Below are 19,707 nucleotides of genomic sequence, written 5' to 3' on the forward strand. Positions count from 1 at the left end.
TAGACTGGCCGCATGGCCGTCCACCTCCCGGGGCCGCGCAGCTGGAGCATCCGCGCGCGGCTCCTTTTGCTGGTGCTCTCCGTCTGGTTGCCGGCGGTAGTGGCGTTCGCCCTGCTCGCGCGCACGACGTACGAGCGCGAGGAGGCCGCGGCCCGCGGGCAGATGAGGGAGGACGCGGAAAGCCTCAATGCGGCCGTCGAAGCGGAACTGGACAAGCGCGCCGTGCTCGCGCGCACGCTGGCCGCTTCGCTCGCGCTGCGCGATGGCGACGTGGAGCGCTTCCACCAGGAGGCCGCGCGAGCCTCGCAGGACAGCGCCTCCTGGGTGTTCCTGGTCGATCGCAGCCACCAGCTGGCCAATACGCTGCTGCCGCACGCCCAGCCGCTGCCGCGCGCGGAGCAGGAGCCCTTCGTGGAGTCGGGGGCGCCCGGCGTGTTCTTCTCGGCGCATGGCACCGTGATGCGGCAGCCGCAGCTCGCCGTGTACGCACCGGAGCTGCATGGGCTGCCACCGCGCTTCAACGTCGGTGTCTCGCTCGATCCCCGGGTGGTGCAGGACGTGCTCGCGCGCTACCAGCAGCTGCAGTCCACCGAAGCCGTGCTCTCGGTGGTCGACAAGCAGCACCTCGTGATCGCACGCAGCCGCGATCCCGGCAAGTGGCTGGGCGTGGAAGCCACGGGCGTGATGAAGGCGCGGCTGCTGCAGCCGCTGGCCGGGTTCGGCGCGTCGACCACGCTCGACGGCGTGTCGTCCCTCAGCTACATCAGCAGCCCGAACCGTTACGGCTGGCGCAGCGTGACCGCGCTGCCGCTGGCATCGCTGCAGCGCACGGCGCAGCAGCTCACGGCGCAGGCGACGCTCGCCGCCGGCGCGCTGCTCCTGATTGGCCTCGCCATCGCGCTGTACGCGGGCCGCCGCATCGCGCAGCCGCTCGGTGCGCTGAAGCATGCGGCGGCGGCACTGGGCCGCAACGAAGTGCCGCCGTGCGCGCGCAGCGGGCTGGAGGAGGTCGACGCGGTGAATGCCGCGATGCACGATGCGGGCGTGCGGCTGGAAGCCTCCGGCCGCGAGATGCAGCAGCGCGTGAGCGAGGCGGTGCAGGGCGCGGAGCAGGCCCGGACGCGCCTGCTGGAGTCGCAGAAGCACGAAGCGATCGGCCGGCTCACCGGCGGCATCGCCCACGACTTCAACAACCTGCTGCAGACCATCACCATGGGCCTGCACCTGGTGGAGCGCTCGGTGCCCACCGGGCGCCACAGCCGCGCGGTGACCAGCGCGCTCAATGCCAGCACCAAGGCGGCGGACCTCGTGCGGCAGATGCTCACCTTCGGGCGATCGCAGCCGCTGCGTCCCGAACCGGTGGACGTGCGCGACTTCCTGCTGAAGAACCAGGAGCTCACGCGCAAGGCGGTGGGCGAGCGGGTCCACCTAGTCGCGCATGTGGACATCGGCGTGCGGGCGGTGCACGTCGATGCGACCCAGCTCGAACTCGCCTTGCTGAACCTGATCTTCAATGCGCGCGACGCCATGCCGCACGGGGGCAGCATCCAGGTGCGCGCGCGGGCGGCCACCTCCGCGGAATCGGACCGGCTGCCCGCGGGCGACTACGCCTGCCTCGAAGTGCAGGACGACGGCCCGGGCATCCCGATCGAGCTGCAGGCCAAGGTGTTCGATCCCTACTTCACCACCAAGCCGGTCGGCGCGGGCAGCGGCCTGGGCCTGGCGCAGGTGCTCGGTTTCGCGCGCCAGTCGGGCGGCGACGTGCGCCTCGCGAGTTCGCCGGGGCAGGGCACCTGCATCACGCTGCTGTTGCCGGCGTGCGAGGCGGTCCCCGTCGCCGGTCGCATCCACGGCACGGTGGCGGCCCACCGCCAGTTGCGCATCCTGATGGTGGAAGACGACGTGCTGGTGTCCTCGGTCGTCGTGCCGGCCCTGGAGGCCGAGGGCCACGACGTGACGCTGTGCGCCTCGGGCGACGAGGCGCAGGAGTTCCTGCAGGACGGCTGGCGCTTCGACCTGCTGTTCACCGACGTCGTGATGCCGGGGGGACTCGGCGGCCTGGAGCTCGCGGCCTGGTGCCGCGCGCGCATGCCGGAACTGGGCGTGGTGGTCACCACCGGCTACACGGCCGAGCAGATCGAACCCAGCCTGGCCGTGTTGCGCAAACCCTACGCGATGGCCGAACTGCTGGCTGCATTGCAGGCGGCCGCGGTGGACGCGGCGCCCGCTGCGAACTGACTTCAGCGCCGCTGGTACTGCGTCGCGCCGAACAGGATCTCGCGCGCCTTGTCGTCGGTGATCGGCTTGCGCAGGTCGGCCAGCACCTTCACGCCGCGCTGCACCGCGGGCCGTTCGGCGATCGCGTCGAACCAGCGCTTCAGGTGCGGATACTCCTCCAGCACGACGCCCTGGTTCTGCCAGCTGCGCAGCCACGGGAAGGTGGCGATGTCGGCGATCGTGTACTCGTTGCCGCCCAGCCACTCGCTGTGCGACAGGCGCTTGTCGATCACGCCATAGAGGCGCCGCGCCTCGTTGGTGTAGCGGTCGATCGCGTACTGGATCTTCTCGGGCGCGTACATGCGGAAGTGGTGGGCCTGCCCGAGCATGGGACCGACGCCGCCCATCTGGAACATCAGCCACTGCAGCACCTCGAACTTCGCGCGGTCGCCCGAGGGCAGGAAGCGGCCCGTCTTCGAGGCGAGGTACACGAGGATCGCGCCGGATTCGAACAGCGAGACCGGCTTGCCGTCGGGACCCTGCGGGTCGACGATCGCCGGGATCTTGTTGTTCGGGCTGATCGAGAGGAACTCCGGCCGGAACTGCTCGCCGGCCCCGATGTTCACCGGGATCGCCTGGTAGGCGAGGCCGCATTCCTCCAGCATGATGTGCACCTTGTGCCCGTTGGGGGTGGGCCATGAGTAAACGTCGATCGTCGACACGCCGAAACCTCCTGTTTCACTTATGATCCGCAGACTTTAGGTCAAAGCCGTTGCGCATGTTCGACCGCATCAAGAAGGCCTTTCATCGCGATACCCGGGAGCGGGGGGATTCCCTGCCGTCGCAGTCGCAGCATGGGCCGGTGTCGGAATGGGCCGCCACTCGCGGCATGACCTTCTCCAGCGGCCTGGGCAGCACCGTCACCATGCAGGGCAAGGTCGGCGGCCGTTCCTGGCGCATGGAACTGGGGCGGCCCACCCGCGACTACATCACCGGCGAGGAACTTCGCGCCCGCGCCGAACTGGCGGTCAACGACGACATCGGGGCGATGATCATCAATCGCCCGCTGAAGGAAGCGCTGGAGCGGCGCGCCTACAGCATGATCACCGACACGCTGCAGACCACGGCCGACCCGCGCCTGCCCGAGGAGATGCGCTGGCTCGCCATGTACGACGAGATCGGCTGGGAAGGCCCTTCCGAGGGTTTCTGGCGGCGCTATGCCGTGCTGGCCGACCAGCGCGAAACCGCGATGGCCTGGGTCGACCAGCCCCTGATCGAGACGCTGATGTCCTGGCCCGAACCGGCGCCGGCGCCGCAGGTGCCTTTCATGATCGTGCTGCTGCGCGGCAAATGCTACCTGCGCATGCAGTACCAGCCGGCGGAGACTCTCACGCTCGAACATGCGACGGCGACGTTCACGGCGGCTTGCGTGAATGCGCTGGCGGCGTTCAGGAAGTAGCCGTCACCCCCGCGCAGGCGGGGGCCCAGGGCATTGAGAAGCGGCCGGGTGGCCGCTTTCTTCCCCGAAGCCCTGGATTCCCGCCTGCGCGGGAATGGCGGTCAAGCCCCGCGCGTCACCGCCGGCTCCGCATCCTTGCCGTAGGCCCCGTACTTGCCCAGCTCCCACTTCGCGATCGCATTGCGGTGGACTTCGTCCGGCCCGTCGGCGAAGCGCAGCGTGCGCGCATGCGCGTAGGCCGATGCCAGCGGGAAATCGTCGGACACCCCGCCGCCACCGTGGGCCTGCAGCGCCCAGTCGATCACCTGGCAGGCCATGTTGGGCGCGACGACCTTGATCATCGCGATCTCGGTCCTGGCGACCTTGTTGCCGGCGACGTCCATCATCCACGCGGCCTTGAGCGTCAGCAGGCGCGCCATGTCGATCCTGCAGCGCGCTTCGGCGATGCGCTCCTGCGTCACCGTCTGCTGCGCGACCGCCTTGCCGAAAGCCACGCGCGACAGCGAGCGGCGGCACATCAGCTCCAGCGCCCGTTCCGCGAGGCCCACGAGCCGCATGCAGTGGTGGATGCGGCCCGGGCCGAGGCGGCCCTGCGCGATCTCGAAGCCGCGGCCTTCGCCCAGCAGGATGTTGCCCGCCGGCACCTTCACGTTCTCGAAGTACATCTCGACGTGGCCGTGCGGGGCGTCGTCGTACCCGAACACGTTGAGCGGCCGCACGATGCGGATGCCGGGCGTGTCCCCGGGGATCACGATCATGCTCTGCTGCGAGTGGCGCGGCGCGTCCGGGTCGGTCTTGCCCATGGTGATGAAGACCTTGCAGCGCGGGTCGCCCGCGCCGGAGATCCACCACTTGTGGCCGTTGACCACGTAGTTGTCGCCCTGGCGCTCGATGCGCGTCGCGATGTTGGTCGCGTCCGACGAGGCGACTTCCGGCTCCGTCATCGCGAAGGCGGAGCGGATCTCGCCTTCCAGCAGCGGCTTGAGCCAGCGCGACTTGATCTCGTCGGATCCGTAGCGCGCGAGCGTCTCCATGTTGCCGGTGTCGGGCGCGGAGCAGTTGAACACCTCGCTCGACCAGGGCACGCGGCCCATGATCTCCGCCAGCGGCGCGTATTCCTGGTTGGTGAGGCCTGCGCCCGAATAGCCCGAGGCATGCGCGCTGTCCACCGGCAGGAACAGGTTCCACAGGCCCGCCTTGCGCGCCTTCACCTTGAGGTCTTCGATCACCGGCAGCGGGGTCCAGCGCTTGCCGGCCTTGGTATTCGACTCGAGCTGCTCCTTGTAGGTCTTCTCGTTCGGATAGATGTTGGCATCCATGAACTGCAGCAGGCGCGCCTGGAGTTCCCGGGTCTTGTCGGAGTATTCGAAATCCATCTCTTGCTGCTCCTTGCAAAAAATCGGTCAGGCCCGCTGCGCGAAGCCCCAGGCCAGTTCGGCCATCGGACGCGCGCCGGCGGCCGATGCGGCGGCCTGCGCGCTGGAGGCCGTGCCGGCTTCCACCCGCTTGGCGATGCCCTGCAGGATCGCGGCGATGCGGAACAGGTTGTAGGCCATGTAGAAATTCCAGTCGGCCTTCAATTCGGCGACGGTGGCGAGGCCGGTGCGCTCGCAGTAGCGGCGCATGTACTCTTCCTCGTTCGGGATGCCCAGCGCCGCGTGGTCCAGCCCGCCGATGCCGCGTCCCGGGTGCGGGATGTGCCAGGCCATGCAGTGGTAGCTGAAGTCGGCCAGCGGATGGCCCAGCGTGGACAGCTCCCAATCGAGCACGGCGACGATGCGCGGCTCGGTCGGGTGGAACATCACGTTGTCCAGGCGGTAGTCGCCGTGCACGATCGACACCTTGCCCTCGTCGCGCGCGGCGGGCGGGATGTGCGCCGGCAGCCATTCGACCAGCTTCTCCATCTCGGGGATCGGCTGGCTCATGGGACCGGCGCCGTCGGTCGAGGCCTTGTACTGCTTGCTCCAGCGGCCGATCTGGCGGTCGAAGTAGTTGCCGGGCTTGCCGTAGCCGGCGAGCCCGCGCTCGGCGAACTTCACCGTGTGCAGCGCGGCGATCACGCGATTCAGTTCGTCGTAGATCTCGCCCCGTTGCGCGGGCGTCATGCCGGGCAGGGCCTGGTCCCACAGCACGCGGCCCTGCATGAACTCCATGACGTAGAAGGCGCGGCCGATCACCGATTCGTCTTCGCACAGGCAGAACATGCGCGGCACCGGCACGCCGGTGCCGTGCAGGCCCGTCATCACCGCGAACTCGCGCTCGATCGCATGCGCCGAAGGCAGCAGCCTGGCGACCGGGCCGGGCTTGGAGCGCATGACGTAGCTGCGCTGCGGCGTCACCAGCTTGTACGTGGGGTTCGACTGGCCGCCCTTGAACATCTCCACGGTGAGCGGGCCGCGGAACCCTTCGAGGTTCTTCTCCAGCCAGGCGGTCAGCGCGGCAACGTCGAAGGCGTGCTTGTCGGAGACGGGACGCGTCCCGACGAAGTGCTCGTAGGCGTCTGTCATGTCAGTCGCCCGCCTCGACGATGTGCATCAGTGCGTCGCGGTTGCGCACCACGAGGCCGCCCGGCTCGATGCGGATCACTTCGTCTCGCTCCATGGCCTTGAGTTCCTGGTTGACGCGCTGGCGCGAGGCGCCCAGCAGCTGCGCGAGCTCTTCCTGCGCGAGCTGCAGTCCGATGCGCACCTCGCCGCCGTTGGCCAGCGAAGGCACGCCGTAGCTGCGCGCCAGGTGCGCCAGCTGCTTGGCGAGCCGCGCGCGCAGGGGCAGGGTGTTGAGGTCCTCCACCAGGCCGAACAGCTGGCGGATGCGGCGCGCCTGCAGGCGCAGCAGCGCCTCGTACAGCTCCACGTGCTGCGCGAGGATCTTCTGCAGGTCGGCGCGGGTGACCATCAGCATCGTGGTGTCCCCGTGCGCATAGGCATCGTGCGTGCGGCGCTCGCCGTCGAAGATCGCGACGTCACCGAACCAGATCCCCGGTTCCACGTAGGTGAAGGTGACCTGCTTGCCGGTGATCGAGGTCGAGCTCACGCGCACCGCGCCCTTGGCCACGGCGCTCCAGGCCTCGGCCGGGTCGCCGCGCGCGCAGATCAGCTCGCCGTCCTTGTAGCGTTTGACGAAGGCGCATCGCAGGATGTCGTGGCGCAGGGAGGGCGAAAGCGTGGAGAACCAGCGACCGTTGTTGATCGCCGCGCGTTCGTCGATGCTAAGAATGGGGTCGTCCATGGACTGTCCTGAAAGCGACTGGCAGCTCGCGGCATTGTCGCGTGCGGGACGGCGCGGCCCGCTCAGGGTTGTCACCTGAGCGTCTGTGCGGGCGTCAGTCGCCGTAGCGCGGCGGCTGCTTGGCGAGGAAGGCCTGGATGCCGATGCCGCCATTGGCATGGTGCAGGTTCCTCACGAAGTGCTCGCGCTCGCTCGCGAGCTGGGTCGTGAGAGAGTTGCCGGCGGCGTCCGACACCAGCTCCTTGATGCTCGCGAGCGCATTCGGCGCGCGCTCGTTGAGCTTCGCGGCTAGCGCCAGCGCCTCGGCCAGCGCGCCGCCCGCAGGCGTGACACGATTGACCACGCCGAGTTGCTGCAGGCGTTCGCTGCCGATGCGCTCGCCGCACATCAGCAGTTCACTGACCAGCTGGCGGGGGAGGGCGCGGGCCAAGCTCCAGCTGCCGCCGCCATCGGGCGACAGCGCCACGCTGCTGTACGCCATCACGAACACGGCGTTGTCCGCGGCGACGATGAAATCGCAGGCGAGCGCGAGCGAGAAGCCGGCGCCGGCCGCCGCGCCTTCGACGGCGGCGATCACCGGCTTGGGAAAGGTGCGGATCGCGTCGATCCAGCCGTGCAGGCCCTCGATGGACTGCGCCTGCACTTCCGGCGGCTGCTGCCGGTTTTCCAGCAGGCGCTGCAGGTTGCCGCCGGCGCAGAAGGTGCTGCCCTCGCCAGTGATCACCACGGTGCGCACTTCCGGGTTGCTGTCGGCGGCGTTGAGCGCCTCCACGCCCGCGGCATAGATCCCGGGGCCGAGCGCGTTGCGGTGCTCGGGGTTGCTCAGGGTCAGCACCATGGTGCGGCCCTCGCTGCGGCTCTTGAGTTCGGCGGCCATCTCAGGTCTCTTCCTGCAGGAGCGACAGGCCGATCGCGCCGCGGCGGCGCAGCCAGGGACTGGGGCGATAGCGCGGGTCGCCGTAGACCGTCTGCATGTTGAACAGCACTTCGAGGATGTTGGTCGGGCCCCAGCGGTTGCCCATGGCCAGCGGGCCGAGCGGATAGCCCAGGCCGAGCGTCACGGCAGTTTCCAGGTCCTGCGGCGTGCAGATGCGCTGCTGGCAGATGTCGGAAGCGATGTTGACGATGGTGGCCACCACGCGCTGCGTGACGAAGCCGGCCGAATCGCGGATCACCGTCACCGGCTTGCCGTCGCGCGCGAACAGCGCGTGCGCCGCATCGCGCATGTCGGCGCGGGTGGCGGGGTTGGTGGCCAGCACGCGGCGCCTGGTCGCGGCGTCCTCGATCAGCAGGTCGATGCCGACGGTGCGCGCCGGATCCAGCCGTTCGACCACGGCGACCGTGGTGACGTCGAAGCCGAGCGGCGCCACGATCGTCAGCGCCTGACCGGACGGCGACTGGCCCGTCTCGACCTTCGCGCCCAGGTCCTTCAGCAGCTGGTAGAGCTCGGCGCGCCGCGCGGCGCGCGTCGACACCCACACCGGCGGGATCTCGTCCACCTTCGGCGCGGGCGCTTCCGCGGCCACCTGCGCCTTGCCGTCGGCGTAGCGGTAGAAGCCTTCGCCGGTCTTGCGGCCCAGCACGTTGCCCGCGAGGCGCTGCGCCGTGATCACAGTGGGGCGGTAGCGCGGCTCGTCGTAGTACTGGCGGTACACCGACTCCATGACCGGATGCGAGACGTCCAGTCCGGTGAGGTCCATCAGCTCGAAGGGACCGAGCCTGAAGCCGACCTGGTCGCGCAGGATGCGGTCGATGGTGGCGAAGTCCGCCACGCCCTCGCCGGCGATGCGCAGCGCTTCGGTGTTGTAGCCGCGGCCGGCGTGGTTGATGACGAAGCCGGGCGTGTCCTGCGCCTGCACGGGCGTGTGGCCCATCTGCTTCGCGTAGGCGACGAGGCCTTCGCAGACGGAGGGATCGGTCTTCAGGCCGGCGATCACCTCCACCACCTTCATCAGCGGCACGGGGTTGAAGAAGTGGAAGCCGGCGACGCGCTGCGGCCGGTGCATGCCGGCGGCGATGGCGGTCACCGACAGCGAGGAAGTGTTGGTCGCCAGCACGGCGTCGGGGCCGACGATCTTCTCCAGTTCGGCGAACAGCGCCTGCTTGGCGTCCAGTCTTTCGATGATCGCTTCGACGACCAGGTCGCAGTCGGCCAACTGCTGCAGATTCTCGGCCGGCTGCAGGCGCTGCTTGGCGGCGGCCACGGCGGCCGCGTCCATGCGGCCTTTTTCCAGCAGGCGGTCCCACTGGGCGTGCAGTTCCTGGATGGCGCGCTGCACCGCGGCAGGCTGGGTGTCGTAAAGGCGCACCATGCTGCCGGCCTGGGCGGCGATCTGCGCGATGCCGCGCCCCATGGCGCCGGCCCCGGCCACGCCTGCGATCTTGTAACGGGTCTCCATCGGCGGATTATCGGCTGCGCAACGAAGGGACCCCGGCCGGCCGATTCTTTTTGGCGGGCTTCCAGCTCATGCCTAGAATGGCCCCCGATGTTGCGCCCAGTTACTTTCCGGCTTCTCGTGGTCGCGGCGTGTGGGGGCCTGCTGTCATTCGGCGCCCTGGCGCAGCCGCCGGTGGACGAACCCGCCGCGCCGGCGGCGCGCGACACCGCAACGGTCACTGCCCCTTCGGAGGCGGAAACCGCACGGCCCGTGGCACGCCCCGCACCGGCGCGGCGCGCCGGCAAGGAAGCCGCACCGCAGCCGGTGCGGCCCAGCCCCGCCGATGCGCTGGAGCCGCGGTTGCAGAACGCCGAACGCGAACTGAAGTCGCTGCGCGAGGCGTCGCAGCAGAACGCCGCCGCCCTCGCGCAGTTGCGCGCGCAGGTGGAGCAGGCCCAGAACAGCCGCCAGGCCGCCACCGCCATGATCGTGGCGCTGGCGGTGTTCCTCGCCGGCCTGCTGGGATGGCTCGCCTGGCGCTGGCGCAGCGAGGAGCGCATCGCCCGTGTCGGGCGCTGGTTCGCAGTGAACAGCGAGCTGGCGGAGCCGCTGCTGCCGATCGTCGACGCCGCCGCGGCGCGTCGCATGACGCCCATGCCGCCGGTGCCCGCGCCGCTCGCGTCCGCGCCGCCGGTCGCGAACACGGCGTACGTCTCGTCTCCGATGCCGGCAGCGAATGCCGACCCGACGCTGCCCCTGGGCTGGTCTTCCTCCGGGATCCAACCGAACCGCGGCATGCAGCGCATGGCGGGCGTGGAGGACCTGATCGACGTGCACGACAAGGCCGAATTCTTCCTGTCCATCGGCGAACACGAGCAGGCGATCGGCGTGCTGGCAGGGCACGTGCACGACCACGCCGAGACCAGCGCGCTGGCCTGGATGGACCTGCTGGAGCTGTACCACCGCTTCGGCAAGCGCGGGGAGTACGAGTTGCTGCGCTCCGACTTCCACCGGCACTTCAGCGTGCAGTTTCCCGATTTCGAGCACTTCGACCGGGCGACCCCTTCGCTGGAGCAGTACGAGCCCGCGCTCGGCCGCATCGTGGCGCTGTGGCCGTCGCGCAAGGTGCTGGAGGTGATCGAGGAATCCATCTTCCGCCAGCCGGGCCTGCCGGGTGCGGAGCCTTTCAGCCTCGGCGCCTATCGCGACCTCGTGCTGCTGTACCACATCGCGCAGGACATGGCGCCTCCGGAGCGGGCCGGCGCGCGGCCTTCCGGCCCGTCCAGGACCTTTCGCGAGACCTCGCATCCGCCGCTCGACGGGACGGAGCCGGGGCGCGCGCACCTCGATCGGCGGCTGATCCCGCCGTCCTCGCCGCGTCTCGGCGTCGACATCGATCTCGACGAGGCGCCGGCCGTCCCGCCGGAGCCGCTGGCGACGCTCGACTTCGACATCACCGGGTACGACCCCGACGAAGCGGCGAAGAGCTAGGCGCCTTGCCGCGCGAAGCGCGTCGCGAGCGCGCTGGTCGCGATCGCGGCGAGCAGGCCCGCGAAGCCGGCCCAGTGCAGCCAGTCCATGCCGCCCCGCGCGATCAGCCAGCCGCCGCTGGCGGCGCCGATGGCCTGGCCCGCGTACATCGCCGAGGAGTTGAGGGCCACCGAAGCCGCGGCCAGCGCGGGCGCGATGGTCACCAGCCGCGCCTGCTGCGCGGAGTTCGAGGAAAAGCAGCCGAGCGCCCAGGGAACGCTCACCGCGGCGGCCAGCCAGGGCGTCACGCCCAGCGGGAAGACCAGGAAGCTCGCCGCCATCAGCAGGATGCCGATCATCACCGCGCGCGACGCGCCCAGCCGGTCGATGTAGCGCGCCATCAGCATGTTGCCGAGGAGGCCGAAGGCGCCGAACCACATGAAGTACAGGCTCAGCTGGCCCGGCCCGAGATCCAGCTTCTGCCTGAAGTAGGGCGCCATGTACGAGAACAGCACGAACTGGCCGGCCGCGTAGCACACCGTGACCAGCACGCACGTCATGAGCGCGCGCGAGTGGAAGGTCTCGGCCCAGGCCGCGCGCGAGAGCGCGGGTGGCTTCACGCCGTCGGGCATGGCGCGCCAGACCCACGCCGCGCTCACGACGCTGAGCACGGCGACGAGCGCGAAGGCGCTGCGCCAGCCCAGGGTGCCGCCGACGTAGGCGCTGATCGGCATGCCGAGCACCGACGCGACCGACCAGCCGAGGAAGATGAAGGTGATCGCCTTTCCGCGCTGTTCCGGCGGCACCAGCAGGCCGACGCAGGCGGCGGCCTGCGGCGTGAAGATGGCGGGCGCGAACAGGGCCAGCACGCGCAGGGGCAGCAGCGCCGCGAAGTGGGGCGCCAGCGCGCAGGCCAGGTGCAGCAGCGCGTACCAGGCCATGGACAACGCGAGGAGCCGGCGGCGGTCCCAGCCCGCCACGAACGCGGCGCACAGCGGCGCGCCCACGCACATCAGAACGGCGCCGGCCGAGATCAGCTGGCCGGCGGTGGCGACCGAGACGGACAGGTTGCCGCTGATCTCGTTGAGCGTGCCGGGCACGGCCATCACGCCGGTGCCGATCACGAAGTTGCCGAACAGCAGGGACCACAGCACGGCGGGCTGCGCGCTGCGCGCCGGCTGGGCGATCATGGCGTTCTCAGCGCCGGACCTGGAGAGCGCCCGGGTTGACGATGTTCGTCGGCGTGCCCTTGATGTAGTTCACGACGTTGTCGAACGCGGCGCCGAAGTAGAGCTCGTAGCTTTCCTGCTCCACGTAGCCGATGTGCGGCGTGCAGATGCAGTTCTCCAGCCGCAGCAGGGCGTGGCCCTGCAGGATCGGCTCGCTCTCGAACACGTCGATCGCGGCCATGCCGGGGCGGCCGCGGTTGAGCGCCGCTATCAGCGCTTCCGGCTCGATCAGCTCGGCCCGCGAGGTGTTGACCATCAGCGAGGTGGGCTTCATGCGATTGAGGTCCTCCAGCTTGACGATGCCGAAGGTGTCCTCGTTCAGGCGCAGGTGCAGGCTGAGCACGTCGCTCTCGCCGAACAGCGCTTCGCGGCTGGGCGCGGCCAGCAGGCCGTCGGCCACCGCCTTGGCGCGCGACTCCGGGCTGCCCCAGACCTGCACGCGCATGCCGAAGGCCTTGCCGTACCCGGCCACCAGCTGGCCGATCTTGCCGTAGCCCCAGATGCCCAGCGTCTTGCCGCGCAGCACCGTGCCGATGCCGAAATTGGCCGGCATGGAGGCCGACTTCATGCCCGCCTGCTGCCAGGCGCCGTGCTTCAGGCTGCTGATGTACTGCGGCAGCCGGCGCATGGCCGTCATGATCAGCGCCCAGGTGAGTTCTGCCGGCGCGATGGGCGAACCCACGCCCTCGGCCACCGCGATGCCGCGTTCGGTACAGGCCTCGATGTCGACATGCGACCCGACCCGGCCGGTCTGCGAGATCAGCTTCAGCCGCGGCAGCTTCTCGACCAGCTGCCGGGTGATGGAGGTGCGCTCGCGGATCAGCACGATCACGTCGGCGTCGCGCAGCCTCACCGATAGCTGCCCGATGCCCTTGACGGTGTTGGTGAAGACCTTGGCCGGGTACGCCTCCAGCTTCGATGCGCATTGCAGCTTGCGCACCGCGTCCTGGTAGTCATCGAGAATGACGATGTTCATTCCCTCCATTGTGCCTCGGCGTCCGGCCCGCCGTCGGCACGGTTGTCGCTCCGGCGCTAGCATGCGCGCTTTCCAACAAGGAGACTTCCGATGGCGATCTCGATGTACGCGGCCAGCGTGCCGGTGTTCCAGCACATGCTGCGCAACCTGGCGCACATCCTGGAGAAGGGCGAGGCCAACGCGCAGGCCCGCAAGTTCGACCCGTCCGTGCTGGCGGGCTTCCGGCTGGCTCCCGACATGCTGCCCTTCACGCGGCAGGTGCTGATCGCCTGCGACGCGGCCAAGCTGTGCGCGGCGCGGATCTCGGGCGTGGAGGCGCCGAAGTTCGACGACACCGAGACCACGTTCGACGAGCTGAAGGTGCGCATCCGCAAGACGCTGGCCTACCTCGAGACGGTGCCGGCCAGCGCCCTGGACGGCACGGAGGACAAGGAGATCACCTTCCCGGTGGGCCGCGAGAACAAGCGCACCATGACGGCGCAGGCCTATCTCACGACCTGGGCGCTGCCCAACTTCTTCTTCCACGTGACCACCGCCTACGCCATCCTGAGGCACAACGGCGTGGACCTGGGCAAGACGGATTACCTGGTGGGCGGGCAGCGCTGAGGTTTCCTCCGCCTTTGCCCTTCACGTAGGGTGGGCAAGCTCGCTTGCCCACCATCCCGATCGGCGCAAACGGTGGGCAAGCGAAGCTTGCCCACCCTCGGCTTCAGGCCGCCCGGGACTCCAGCGCCGCCATCCGATCGAGCTCGGCGCACACATCCGCCATCCGCCCGGAGATCACCATGCGGCCGGCGACCGCGCGCGAGGCGCTCGGCTCCACCAAGCGCACGATGCGCAGGGCCCGGGCCGGCTGCGGACGCGCCGGCGGCTGGCGCACGGGGCCGTTCCACACCGGCCGCTGCACCGGGGTGCGCGGCGGGTGCGCCGGGGCCGCGCGCGGCGCGAGCCGGTCCAGCAGCGCGTGGAAGGCGTCGAACAGGTTGGGAAGCGGATGGAATGCGGTTGCCATGTGACTGCTCCTTTGCGGTGGCACAAGCAGGATTCACTCGGGAATGCGGCGGCCGCAGGGTGATGGCGATCCCTCGCCATACGCCTGCCACCTGCGGCGCCGCGCGGGGGTTACATGAGCATCGTGTTGCGGATCAGGCCGACGGCCACGCCTTCCACCTCGAAGGGTTCGCCGGGTTCCACCACGATGGTCGGGTAGTCGGGGTTTTCCGCGTGCAGCTCGATGAGGTGCTTGTTGCGGCGGAAGCGCTTGACCGTGACGTCTTCGCCGAGACGCGCCACGATGATCTGGCCGTTCTTGGCCTCGCGGGTGGCCTGCACGGCGAGCAGGTCGCCGTCCATGATGCCGGCGTCGCGCATCGACATGCCGCGCACCTTGAGCAGGTAGTCGGGCCGGCGCTGGAACAGGCCGCTCTCGACGTAATAGGTCTGGTCGACGTGCTCCTGCGCGAGGATCGGCGAGCCCGCCGCGACGCGGCCCACCAGCGGCAGCGCGAGCTGCGCGAGGCCCTGCAGGGGCAGCTGGAACTCCTTGGCGCGCGATTCGTGAATGGATCGCAACGCCTCGCCCTGCAGCCGGATGCCGCGCGAAGTGCCGCTCACGAGCTCGATGACACCCTTGCGCGCGAGCGCCTGCAGGTGTTCCTCGGCCGCGTTTGCCGACTTGAAGCCGAGCTCCGCCGCGATCTCCGCGCGGGTGGGCGGCGCGCCGGTGCGCGCGATGGCGCTCTGGATCAGGTCCAGAATCTGTTGCTGGCGGGCGGTCAGCTTGGGCGTCTCGGTCATCGCGGGCTCCACGGGCAGGGCGGCAAACGTGATTACTGTGTTGATATCCAGTATCTGTATTTTTGAACAGTTTCGGCGGGAATGCAAGTGAGCGAAAGAACAATCGTGGTATTGGGCACCGGCGGCACCATCGCCGGCCGCGCCGCATCGGCCCAGGACAACGTCGGTTATCGCGCCGCGGAGGTGGGCGTGGCCGACCTGTTGCAGGGCCTGCCGGTCCTGCAGGGATTCGGGCTGCACGCCGAGCAGGTGGCGCAGATCGACAGCAAGGACATGGATTTCGGGGTGTGGTGCGCGCTGGCCGCGCGCTGCGCCCACTGGCTGGCGCAAGGGGACGTGGCCGGCGTCGTCGTCACGCACGGCACCGACACGATGGAGGAGACGGCCTTTTTCCTGCAGTCGGTGCTGGCGCCGGTCAAGCCGGTGGTGCTGACCGGGGCCATGCGGCCGGCCACTTCCGCCGGCGCCGACGGCCCGCAGAACCTCGCCGACGCGCTGGCAGTCGCCGCCTCGCCGCTCGCGCAGGGCGTGTGCGTGGCGTTCGCCGGCGCGGTGCACGGGGCACGGGAAGTGCAGAAGGTCCACACGTACCGCGCCGCCGCCTTCTCCTCGGGGGATGCCGGCCCGGTCGCCTACGTGGAGGAAGGGCGCCTGCGCCTGCTGCGCGCCTGGCCGCAGGGCGGTGCGCTGCGCGACCTGCAGACGCTGCGCGCGCCCGCGGACTGGCCGCGGGTGGAAATCGTCATGAACCACGCGGGTGCCGGCGGCGCGATCGTGCAGGCGCTGGTGCGCGACGGCGTGGCGGGCCTCGTCGTCGCCGGCACCGGCAACGGCACGCTGCACCAGGCGCTGGAAGCCGCGCTGGTCGATGCGCAAGGGCAGGGGGTGGCCGTGCGCCGCAGCTCGCGCTGTCCGCAGGGACGCGTGATCGCGCAGGAAGGCGCGGCCCTGCCGGTGGCCGACGGCCTGTCGCCGGTGAAGGCGCGCATCGCGCTGATGCTGGAACTGATGGCCTGATGTCCGCAAGGCCTCCGGGCTGCGTCCCGGCGCGCGGGCCCGATCAGCAGCTGCAGTCGGCCAGTGCCTGCAGGGCGCGGGCGGTGATCTCGTCGACCGTGCCCAGGCCGTCGATCTTGCGCACCAGCGGCGCGTTGGCCGCATCGGCCCTGGCCCAGTTCGCGTAGTAGTCCACCAGCGGACGGGTCTGCGATTCGTAGACCTGCAGGCGCTTCAGCACGGTCTCTTCCTTGTCGTCGTCGCGCTGGATCAGCGGCTCGCCGGTGACGTCGTCCTTGCCTTCCGACTTGGGCGGGTTGAACTTGACGTGGTAGGTGCGGCCCGAGGCCGGGTGCGAGCGGCGGCCGCTCATGCGCTCGACGATCGCGTCGAAGGGCACGTCGATCTCCAGCACGCAGTCGATCTTCACGCCGGCGTTCTTCATCGCCTCGGCCTGCGGGATGGTGCGCGGGAAGCCGTCGAACAGGAAGCCCTTGGCGCAGTCCGGCTGCGCGATGCGTTCCTTCACCAAGCCGATGATGATGTCGTCGCTGACGAGCGCGCCCGAATCCATGACCTTCCTGGCAGCCAGGCCCAGCGGCGTGCCTGCCTTCACGGCCGCGCGCAGCATGTCTCCGGTGGAGATCTGCGGAATGCCGTATTTCTGGCAGAGAAACGTGGCCTGCGTGCCTTTGCCGGCGCCCGGTGCGCCCAACAAGATCAGTCTCATGGAATCCTCGGATGTACTGGAAATCGCCCGGCGCTGCGGGCGGGGCCGTCTGCCCGCCTTCGCGCCTGTTGCGCGGAGGATAGCACGCACCCCCCGCGGCGAACTTACGCGCCGGGCCTGCTGAAAACCCTGCGAACGCGCTCGAGATCCTCGGGCGTGTCCACTCCCGCGCCGGGTGCGTGCCCGGTCACGTGGACCGCGATGCGGTGGCCGTGCCAAAGCGCGCGCAGCTGCTCCAGCGCCTCGCAGGATTCGACCGGCGCCTGCGGCATGCGCGGGAAGGCGCGCAGGAAGCCGGCGCGGTAGCCGTAGATGCCGATGTGGCGCAGGGGCGCCGGATCCGGCAGAGCGTTCACGCCCTGGGCGAAGCCGTCGCGCCACCACGGGATCGGAGCCCGGCTGAAGTAGAGCGCCAGTCCGTCGGACTGCAGCACCACCTTCACCACGTTGGGATTGGTGAACTCGGCGACGCTGGCGATCGGATGGGCCGCCGTGCTCATGCTGGCTTGCGGGCGCTTGGCGAGCAGCGTGGCGACGGCGTCGATCAGCGACGGATCGATCAGCGGCTCGTCGCCCTGCACGTTGACCACCATGTCGTCGCCGTCGAGGCCGAGCTGTTCGCAGGCCTCGGCGAGGCGGTCGCTGCCGGAGGGATGGTCGGCGCGCGTGAGGACCGCACGCACGCCGTGGCGGCTGCAGGCGTCGGCGATCGACGCGCTGTCGGCGGCCACGACCACCTGCGCGGCGCCGGATTGTTCCGCGCGCTGCGCCACGCGCACCACCATGGGCAGGCCGGCGATGTCGGCCAGCGGCTTGTCGGGCAGGCGCGTGGAAGCCAGCCGCGCCGGGATCAGGACGGTGAAGGACACGATCGGTTCAGGCCAGCGGCGTGCGCGGGGGCAGCCGCTCGAGTTCCTCGTCGCTCAGCGTGCGCGCTTCCTCCTCGAGCAGCACGGGAATGCCGTCGCGGATGGGATAGGCCAGGCGGGCGCTGCGCGAAAGCAGCTCCTGGCGTTCGCGGTCGTAGTCCAGCGGCCCCTTGGTGACCGGGCATACGAGCAGCTCAAGCAGGCGGGGATCCATGCGGCGATGATAGCCGCGCCTCGAGCAGCCGGTCGAAGCGTTCCCAGAATGCAGGTGGGATCGCCACCTGCAGCGGCACGGCCCAGGCGTCGGGCCGCGCGCGCCACAGCTTCACGGCGTCCTTCTCGGTGCACACCAGCGTGGCGTCGGCGGGCAGTGCCGGCGCATCCGCGAAATCGTGGTGATCGGGCAGGGCGCGCGTTTCGGCGAGCGCGAGCCCCGCCTCGCGCAGCATGCGGAAGAAGACGTCTGGATTCGCGATGCCTGCCATCGCGATGAGGCGTGATCCGCGCAGCTGCGACAACGGACGGCGCGCCCCGTCGGCGCGGATCGCTTCCGGCGCGAGTCCGCGCTGCATCGCGTGTCCCTCGATGCCGGGCGTGGCGCCGTGCGTGAGCACGAGGTCCACGCTGCGTGGCCAGGCCTCGCGCAGCGGGCCGGCGGGAAGCAGCCAGCCGTTGCCGGCACCGCGGCCGTCGAAGACGCAGATCTCCAGGTCGCGGGCCAGCGCATGGTGCTGCAGCCCGTCGTCGCTGACGATCACCTGCGTATCCGGATAGGCGCGCAGCAGCGCGCGCCCTGCTTCCGCGCGCTGGCGTGCGACGAACACCGGCACGGCCGCCTTGCGCTTGATCAGGAGCGGTTCGTCGCCCACGCGGGCCGGCGCGTCCTGCGCCTGCACTTCGACGCACTCGTCGCCGCCGCTGCGACCGTAGCCGCGCGAGACGACGCCCGCGCGCAGTCCGCGCTCCCGCAGGTGCTGCAGCACCGCGATCACCACGGGGGTCGTGCCGGCGCCGCCGGCCACCACGTTGCCGACGACGACCACCGGCACGGGCAGCCGCTCCTGCGCGCGCAGGGCCGACCGGCGCTGCGCGGCGGCGAGCGCGCCGTAGAGCAGGGAAAGGGGGTAGAGCAGCCGCGCCAGCGGTCCGCGGCGCAGCCAGGCGCGCTGCAGCGCCTGCCGCACCGCTTACTTGGCCCCGGCCTGTGCCGAGGATTGGGTGGCGAAGGTGATCTGCGTCAGGCCCACGCGGCGGGCCGCTTCCATCACCGTGATCACGGACTGGTGGGTGGCGGCGGCGTCTGCGCTGATGATGATCACGGAGTCCTTGCCGGCCTTGGCGGCATCGACCAGCGATTCGGAGAGCGCTTCGGTGCCGCGGCCGGTGACCGGGTGCTTGTTCACCGAGTAGCGGCCGTCGGCCGAGACCGCGACGATGACTTCCTTCGGGTAGTCGCGCGCGGCCTCGGTGTCGGCCACCGGCAACTTCAGTTGCATCTCGGTGAACTTGCTGTAGGTGGTGGTGAGCATCAGGAAGATGAGCACCACCAGCAGCACGTCGATGAAGGGGATCAGGTTGATCTCCGGTTCATCCTTGGCGCGCGGTCGGAAGTTCATGTCGACCTCCGCCGGGCCGCCCCAAGGAGGTCGCGGCCCCCTCGGGGGGCAGCGCCGAAGCGAATGCGGCAAGCGTGGGGGCTCATGCTCTGCGGAGCGTATTCAGGTGGCGGGCGAAGCGGTCGGCGGCCAGTTCCAGCGTGAGCAGGTATTCGTCGACGCGGCCGCGGAAGTAGCGCCAGAAGATCAGGGTCGGGATCGCGACGATCAGGCCGAAGGCGGTGTTGTACAGCGCGACCGAGATGCCGTGCGCCAGCTGCGCCGGGTTGGTGCCGCTCGCGCCGCCGGTGGGCGCCTGCGAGCCGAAGATCTCGATCATGCCGATCACGGTGCCGAGCAGGCCCAGGAGCGGCGCGGCGGACGCGATGGTCGCCAGCGCGTTCAGGTAGCGCTCCAGGCGGTGGGCGACGGCCCGGCCGGAGCTTTCCATGTTGGCGCGCAGGTCGGCCTCGGTGCAGCGGGGATCGGAGTTGAGCGTGCGAAAGCCGCTGGCCAGCACCTCGCCGAGCGCCGAGTTCTGCTCGAGCTGCCGGACCACGTCGGGCGCGGGCACCGAGACGCGGGACACGGACAGGGCTTCATCCAGCAGGCGCGGCGGGGCGATCCTGGCGGATTTGAGGCTCAGGAAGCGTTCGATGACGAGCGCGAGGGCGACGATGGAGCAGGCAACCAGGGGCCAGATCGGCCAGCCTGCGGCTTGTATGATCGAAAGCAAAAGGGGGTACTCCGCAGGGGGGTCTCG

21 protein-coding genes are annotated in these 19,707 nt (G+C 70.1%); 5 read left to right on the plus strand and 16 right to left on the minus strand.

Annotated features, from left to right (window positions below):
• Positions 1 to 12 precede the first annotated feature (12 nt).
• A complete protein-coding gene (locus VF522_RS11445) occupies positions 13 to 2,238 on the plus strand; it encodes an ATP-binding protein (protein WP_330908391.1) in 2,226 nt (741 codons plus the stop codon).
• Positions 2,239 to 2,240: 2 nt separating this feature from the next.
• Here VF522_RS11445 and VF522_RS11450 read toward each other — a convergent pair whose 3' ends face one another.
• On the minus strand, positions 2,241 to 2,939 hold the full coding sequence (locus VF522_RS11450; protein ID WP_330908392.1) for a glutathione binding-like protein: 699 nt from the start codon (positions 2,937 to 2,939) through the stop codon (positions 2,241 to 2,243).
• A 56-nt stretch (positions 2,940 to 2,995) separates the two neighbouring features.
• Between VF522_RS11450 and VF522_RS11455 the strand changes: the two genes are divergently transcribed.
• Positions 2,996 to 3,676, plus strand: coding sequence for a hypothetical protein (locus VF522_RS11455; RefSeq protein WP_330908393.1), 681 nt, complete (start codon positions 2,996 to 2,998; stop codon positions 3,674 to 3,676).
• 101 nt (positions 3,677 to 3,777) lie between these two features.
• On the opposite strand, the gene VF522_RS11460 is transcribed toward VF522_RS11455, so the two are convergent.
• The 5 genes from VF522_RS11460 to VF522_RS11480 all read right to left on the minus strand — a co-directional run bounded on the left by VF522_RS11460 (position 3,778) and on the right by VF522_RS11480 (position 9,303).
• The gene (locus VF522_RS11460) at positions 3,778 to 5,052 is read right to left on the minus strand and encodes an acyl-CoA dehydrogenase family protein (protein ID WP_330908394.1); all 1,275 of its coding nucleotides are present in this window, start codon (positions 5,050 to 5,052) and stop codon (positions 3,778 to 3,780) included.
• 27 nt (positions 5,053 to 5,079) lie between these two features.
• On the minus strand, positions 5,080 to 6,183 hold the full coding sequence (locus VF522_RS11465; protein WP_330908395.1) for a phosphotransferase: 1,104 nt from the start codon (positions 6,181 to 6,183) through the stop codon (positions 5,080 to 5,082).
• A 1-nt stretch (position 6,184) separates the two neighbouring features.
• The gene (locus VF522_RS11470; RefSeq protein ID WP_330908396.1) at positions 6,185 to 6,904 is read right to left on the minus strand and encodes a Crp/Fnr family transcriptional regulator; all 720 of its coding nucleotides are present in this window, start codon (positions 6,902 to 6,904) and stop codon (positions 6,185 to 6,187) included.
• A 94-nt stretch (positions 6,905 to 6,998) separates the two neighbouring features.
• Entirely contained in the window at positions 6,999 to 7,781 is a 783-nt protein-coding gene (locus VF522_RS11475) for an oxepin-CoA hydrolase, alternative type (RefSeq protein WP_330908397.1), read from the minus strand.
• Position 7,782: 1 nt separating this feature from the next.
• Entirely contained in the window at positions 7,783 to 9,303 is a 1,521-nt protein-coding gene (locus tag VF522_RS11480; RefSeq protein WP_330908398.1) for a 3-hydroxyacyl-CoA dehydrogenase, read from the minus strand.
• A 249-nt stretch (positions 9,304 to 9,552) separates the two neighbouring features.
• On the opposite strand from VF522_RS11480, the gene VF522_RS11485 reads away from it, so the two are divergent.
• The gene (locus VF522_RS11485) at positions 9,553 to 10,773 is read left to right on the plus strand and encodes a hypothetical protein (protein WP_330908399.1); all 1,221 of its coding nucleotides are present in this window, start codon (positions 9,553 to 9,555) and stop codon (positions 10,771 to 10,773) included.
• Here VF522_RS11485 and VF522_RS11490 read toward each other — a convergent pair.
• Together VF522_RS11490 and VF522_RS11495 are read right to left on the minus strand one after the other, a co-directional pair.
• Positions 10,770 to 11,942, minus strand: a complete 1,173-nt coding sequence (locus tag VF522_RS11490; protein ID WP_330908400.1) for an MFS transporter — start codon at positions 11,940 to 11,942, stop codon at positions 10,770 to 10,772. The genes VF522_RS11485 and VF522_RS11490 overlap by 4 nt on opposite strands.
• 7 nt (positions 11,943 to 11,949) lie before the next feature.
• The gene (locus tag VF522_RS11495) at positions 11,950 to 12,957 is read right to left on the minus strand and encodes a D-2-hydroxyacid dehydrogenase family protein (RefSeq protein WP_330908401.1); all 1,008 of its coding nucleotides are present in this window, start codon (positions 12,955 to 12,957) and stop codon (positions 11,950 to 11,952) included.
• 90 nt (positions 12,958 to 13,047) lie between these two features.
• Here VF522_RS11495 and VF522_RS11500 point away from each other — a divergent pair, with 90 nt between their 5' ends.
• Complete coding sequence (locus VF522_RS11500; protein ID WP_330908402.1) at positions 13,048 to 13,563, plus strand: DUF1993 domain-containing protein; 516 nt, start codon at positions 13,048 to 13,050, stop codon at positions 13,561 to 13,563.
• A gap of 103 nt (positions 13,564 to 13,666) precedes the next feature.
• On the opposite strand, the gene VF522_RS11505 is transcribed toward VF522_RS11500, so the two are convergent.
• Together VF522_RS11505 and lexA are read right to left on the minus strand one after the other, a co-directional pair.
• Entirely contained in the window at positions 13,667 to 13,969 is a 303-nt protein-coding gene (locus VF522_RS11505) for a hypothetical protein (RefSeq protein ID WP_330908403.1), read from the minus strand.
• Between the two features lie 110 nt (positions 13,970 to 14,079).
• On the minus strand, positions 14,080 to 14,754 hold the full coding sequence (gene lexA, locus VF522_RS11510) for a transcriptional repressor LexA (protein WP_330908404.1): 675 nt from the start codon (positions 14,752 to 14,754) through the stop codon (positions 14,080 to 14,082).
• An 81-nt stretch (positions 14,755 to 14,835) separates the two neighbouring features.
• Between lexA and VF522_RS11515 the strand changes: the two genes are divergently transcribed.
• Positions 14,836 to 15,771: an asparaginase gene (locus VF522_RS11515; RefSeq protein ID WP_330908405.1), complete on the plus strand. Its 936-nt coding sequence runs from the start codon at positions 14,836 to 14,838 to the stop codon at positions 15,769 to 15,771.
• Positions 15,772 to 15,814: 43 nt separating this feature from the next.
• Here the strand turns inward: VF522_RS11515 and adk are convergent, their stop codons facing one another.
• The 6 genes from adk to VF522_RS11545 form a co-directional block, all read right to left on the minus strand.
• Positions 15,815 to 16,480 carry an adenylate kinase gene (gene adk / locus VF522_RS11520; RefSeq protein ID WP_330908406.1) on the minus strand — a complete coding sequence of 222 codons (666 nt, stop codon included), beginning with the start codon at positions 16,478 to 16,480 and terminating at the stop codon, positions 15,815 to 15,817.
• Positions 16,481 to 16,584: 104 nt separating this feature from the next.
• The gene (gene kdsB / locus VF522_RS11525) at positions 16,585 to 17,349 is read right to left on the minus strand and encodes a 3-deoxy-manno-octulosonate cytidylyltransferase (RefSeq protein ID WP_330908407.1); all 765 of its coding nucleotides are present in this window, start codon (positions 17,347 to 17,349) and stop codon (positions 16,585 to 16,587) included.
• Between the two features lie 7 nt (positions 17,350 to 17,356).
• A complete protein-coding gene (locus tag VF522_RS11530; protein WP_330908408.1) occupies positions 17,357 to 17,563 on the minus strand; it encodes a Trm112 family protein in 207 nt (68 codons plus the stop codon).
• Positions 17,544 to 18,533 (minus strand): tetraacyldisaccharide 4'-kinase, encoded by a 990-nt coding sequence (lpxK, locus tag VF522_RS11535; RefSeq protein WP_330908409.1) that lies wholly within the window; start codon positions 18,531 to 18,533, stop codon positions 17,544 to 17,546. The genes VF522_RS11530 and lpxK overlap by 20 nt, the downstream gene beginning before the upstream one ends.
• 3 nt (positions 18,534 to 18,536) lie before the next feature.
• Positions 18,537 to 18,965, minus strand: a complete 429-nt coding sequence (locus VF522_RS11540) for a biopolymer transporter ExbD (RefSeq protein WP_330908410.1) — start codon at positions 18,963 to 18,965, stop codon at positions 18,537 to 18,539.
• Positions 18,966 to 19,047: 82 nt separating this feature from the next.
• Positions 19,048 to 19,680 (minus strand): MotA/TolQ/ExbB proton channel family protein, encoded by a 633-nt coding sequence (locus VF522_RS11545; RefSeq protein WP_330908411.1) that lies wholly within the window; start codon positions 19,678 to 19,680, stop codon positions 19,048 to 19,050.
• Between the last annotated feature and the right edge of the window lie 27 nt (positions 19,681 to 19,707).

The organism is Ramlibacter sp. (assembly GCF_036383835.1).
Taxonomy (GTDB): Bacteria; Pseudomonadota; Gammaproteobacteria; order Burkholderiales; family Burkholderiaceae_C; genus Ramlibacter.

Coding starts and splice junctions, on each gene's coding strand:
- VF522_RS11490 (WP_330908400.1), bottom strand. CDS start 11,942: ATGATCGCCCAGCCGGCGCGCAGCGCGCAGCCCGCCGTGCTGTGGTCC.
- VF522_RS11480 (WP_330908398.1), bottom strand. CDS start 9,303: ATGGAGACCCGTTACAAGATCGCAGGCGTGGCCGGGGCCGGCGCCATG.
- lexA (WP_330908404.1), bottom strand. CDS start 14,754: ATGACCGAGACGCCCAAGCTGACCGCCCGCCAGCAACAGATTCTGGAC.
- VF522_RS11465 (WP_330908395.1), bottom strand. CDS start 6,183: ATGACAGACGCCTACGAGCACTTCGTCGGGACGCGTCCCGTCTCCGAC.
- VF522_RS11530 (WP_330908408.1), bottom strand. CDS start 17,563: ATGGATCCCCGCCTGCTTGAGCTGCTCGTATGCCCGGTCACCAAGGGG.
- VF522_RS11455 (WP_330908393.1), top strand. CDS start 2,996: ATGTTCGACCGCATCAAGAAGGCCTTTCATCGCGATACCCGGGAGCGG.
- VF522_RS11515 (WP_330908405.1), top strand. CDS start 14,836: ATGCAAGTGAGCGAAAGAACAATCGTGGTATTGGGCACCGGCGGCACC.
- VF522_RS11505 (WP_330908403.1), bottom strand. CDS start 13,969: ATGGCAACCGCATTCCATCCGCTTCCCAACCTGTTCGACGCCTTCCAC.
- VF522_RS11470 (WP_330908396.1), bottom strand. CDS start 6,904: ATGGACGACCCCATTCTTAGCATCGACGAACGCGCGGCGATCAACAAC.
- VF522_RS11500 (WP_330908402.1), top strand. CDS start 13,048: ATGGCGATCTCGATGTACGCGGCCAGCGTGCCGGTGTTCCAGCACATG.
- VF522_RS11495 (WP_330908401.1), bottom strand. CDS start 12,957: ATGAACATCGTCATTCTCGATGACTACCAGGACGCGGTGCGCAAGCTG.
- VF522_RS11445 (WP_330908391.1), top strand. CDS start 13: ATGGCCGTCCACCTCCCGGGGCCGCGCAGCTGGAGCATCCGCGCGCGG.
- VF522_RS11475 (WP_330908397.1), bottom strand. CDS start 7,781: ATGGCCGCCGAACTCAAGAGCCGCAGCGAGGGCCGCACCATGGTGCTG.
- adk (WP_330908406.1), bottom strand. CDS start 16,480: ATGAGACTGATCTTGTTGGGCGCACCGGGCGCCGGCAAAGGCACGCAG.
- VF522_RS11540 (WP_330908410.1), bottom strand. CDS start 18,965: ATGAACTTCCGACCGCGCGCCAAGGATGAACCGGAGATCAACCTGATC.
- VF522_RS11460 (WP_330908394.1), bottom strand. CDS start 5,052: ATGGATTTCGAATACTCCGACAAGACCCGGGAACTCCAGGCGCGCCTG.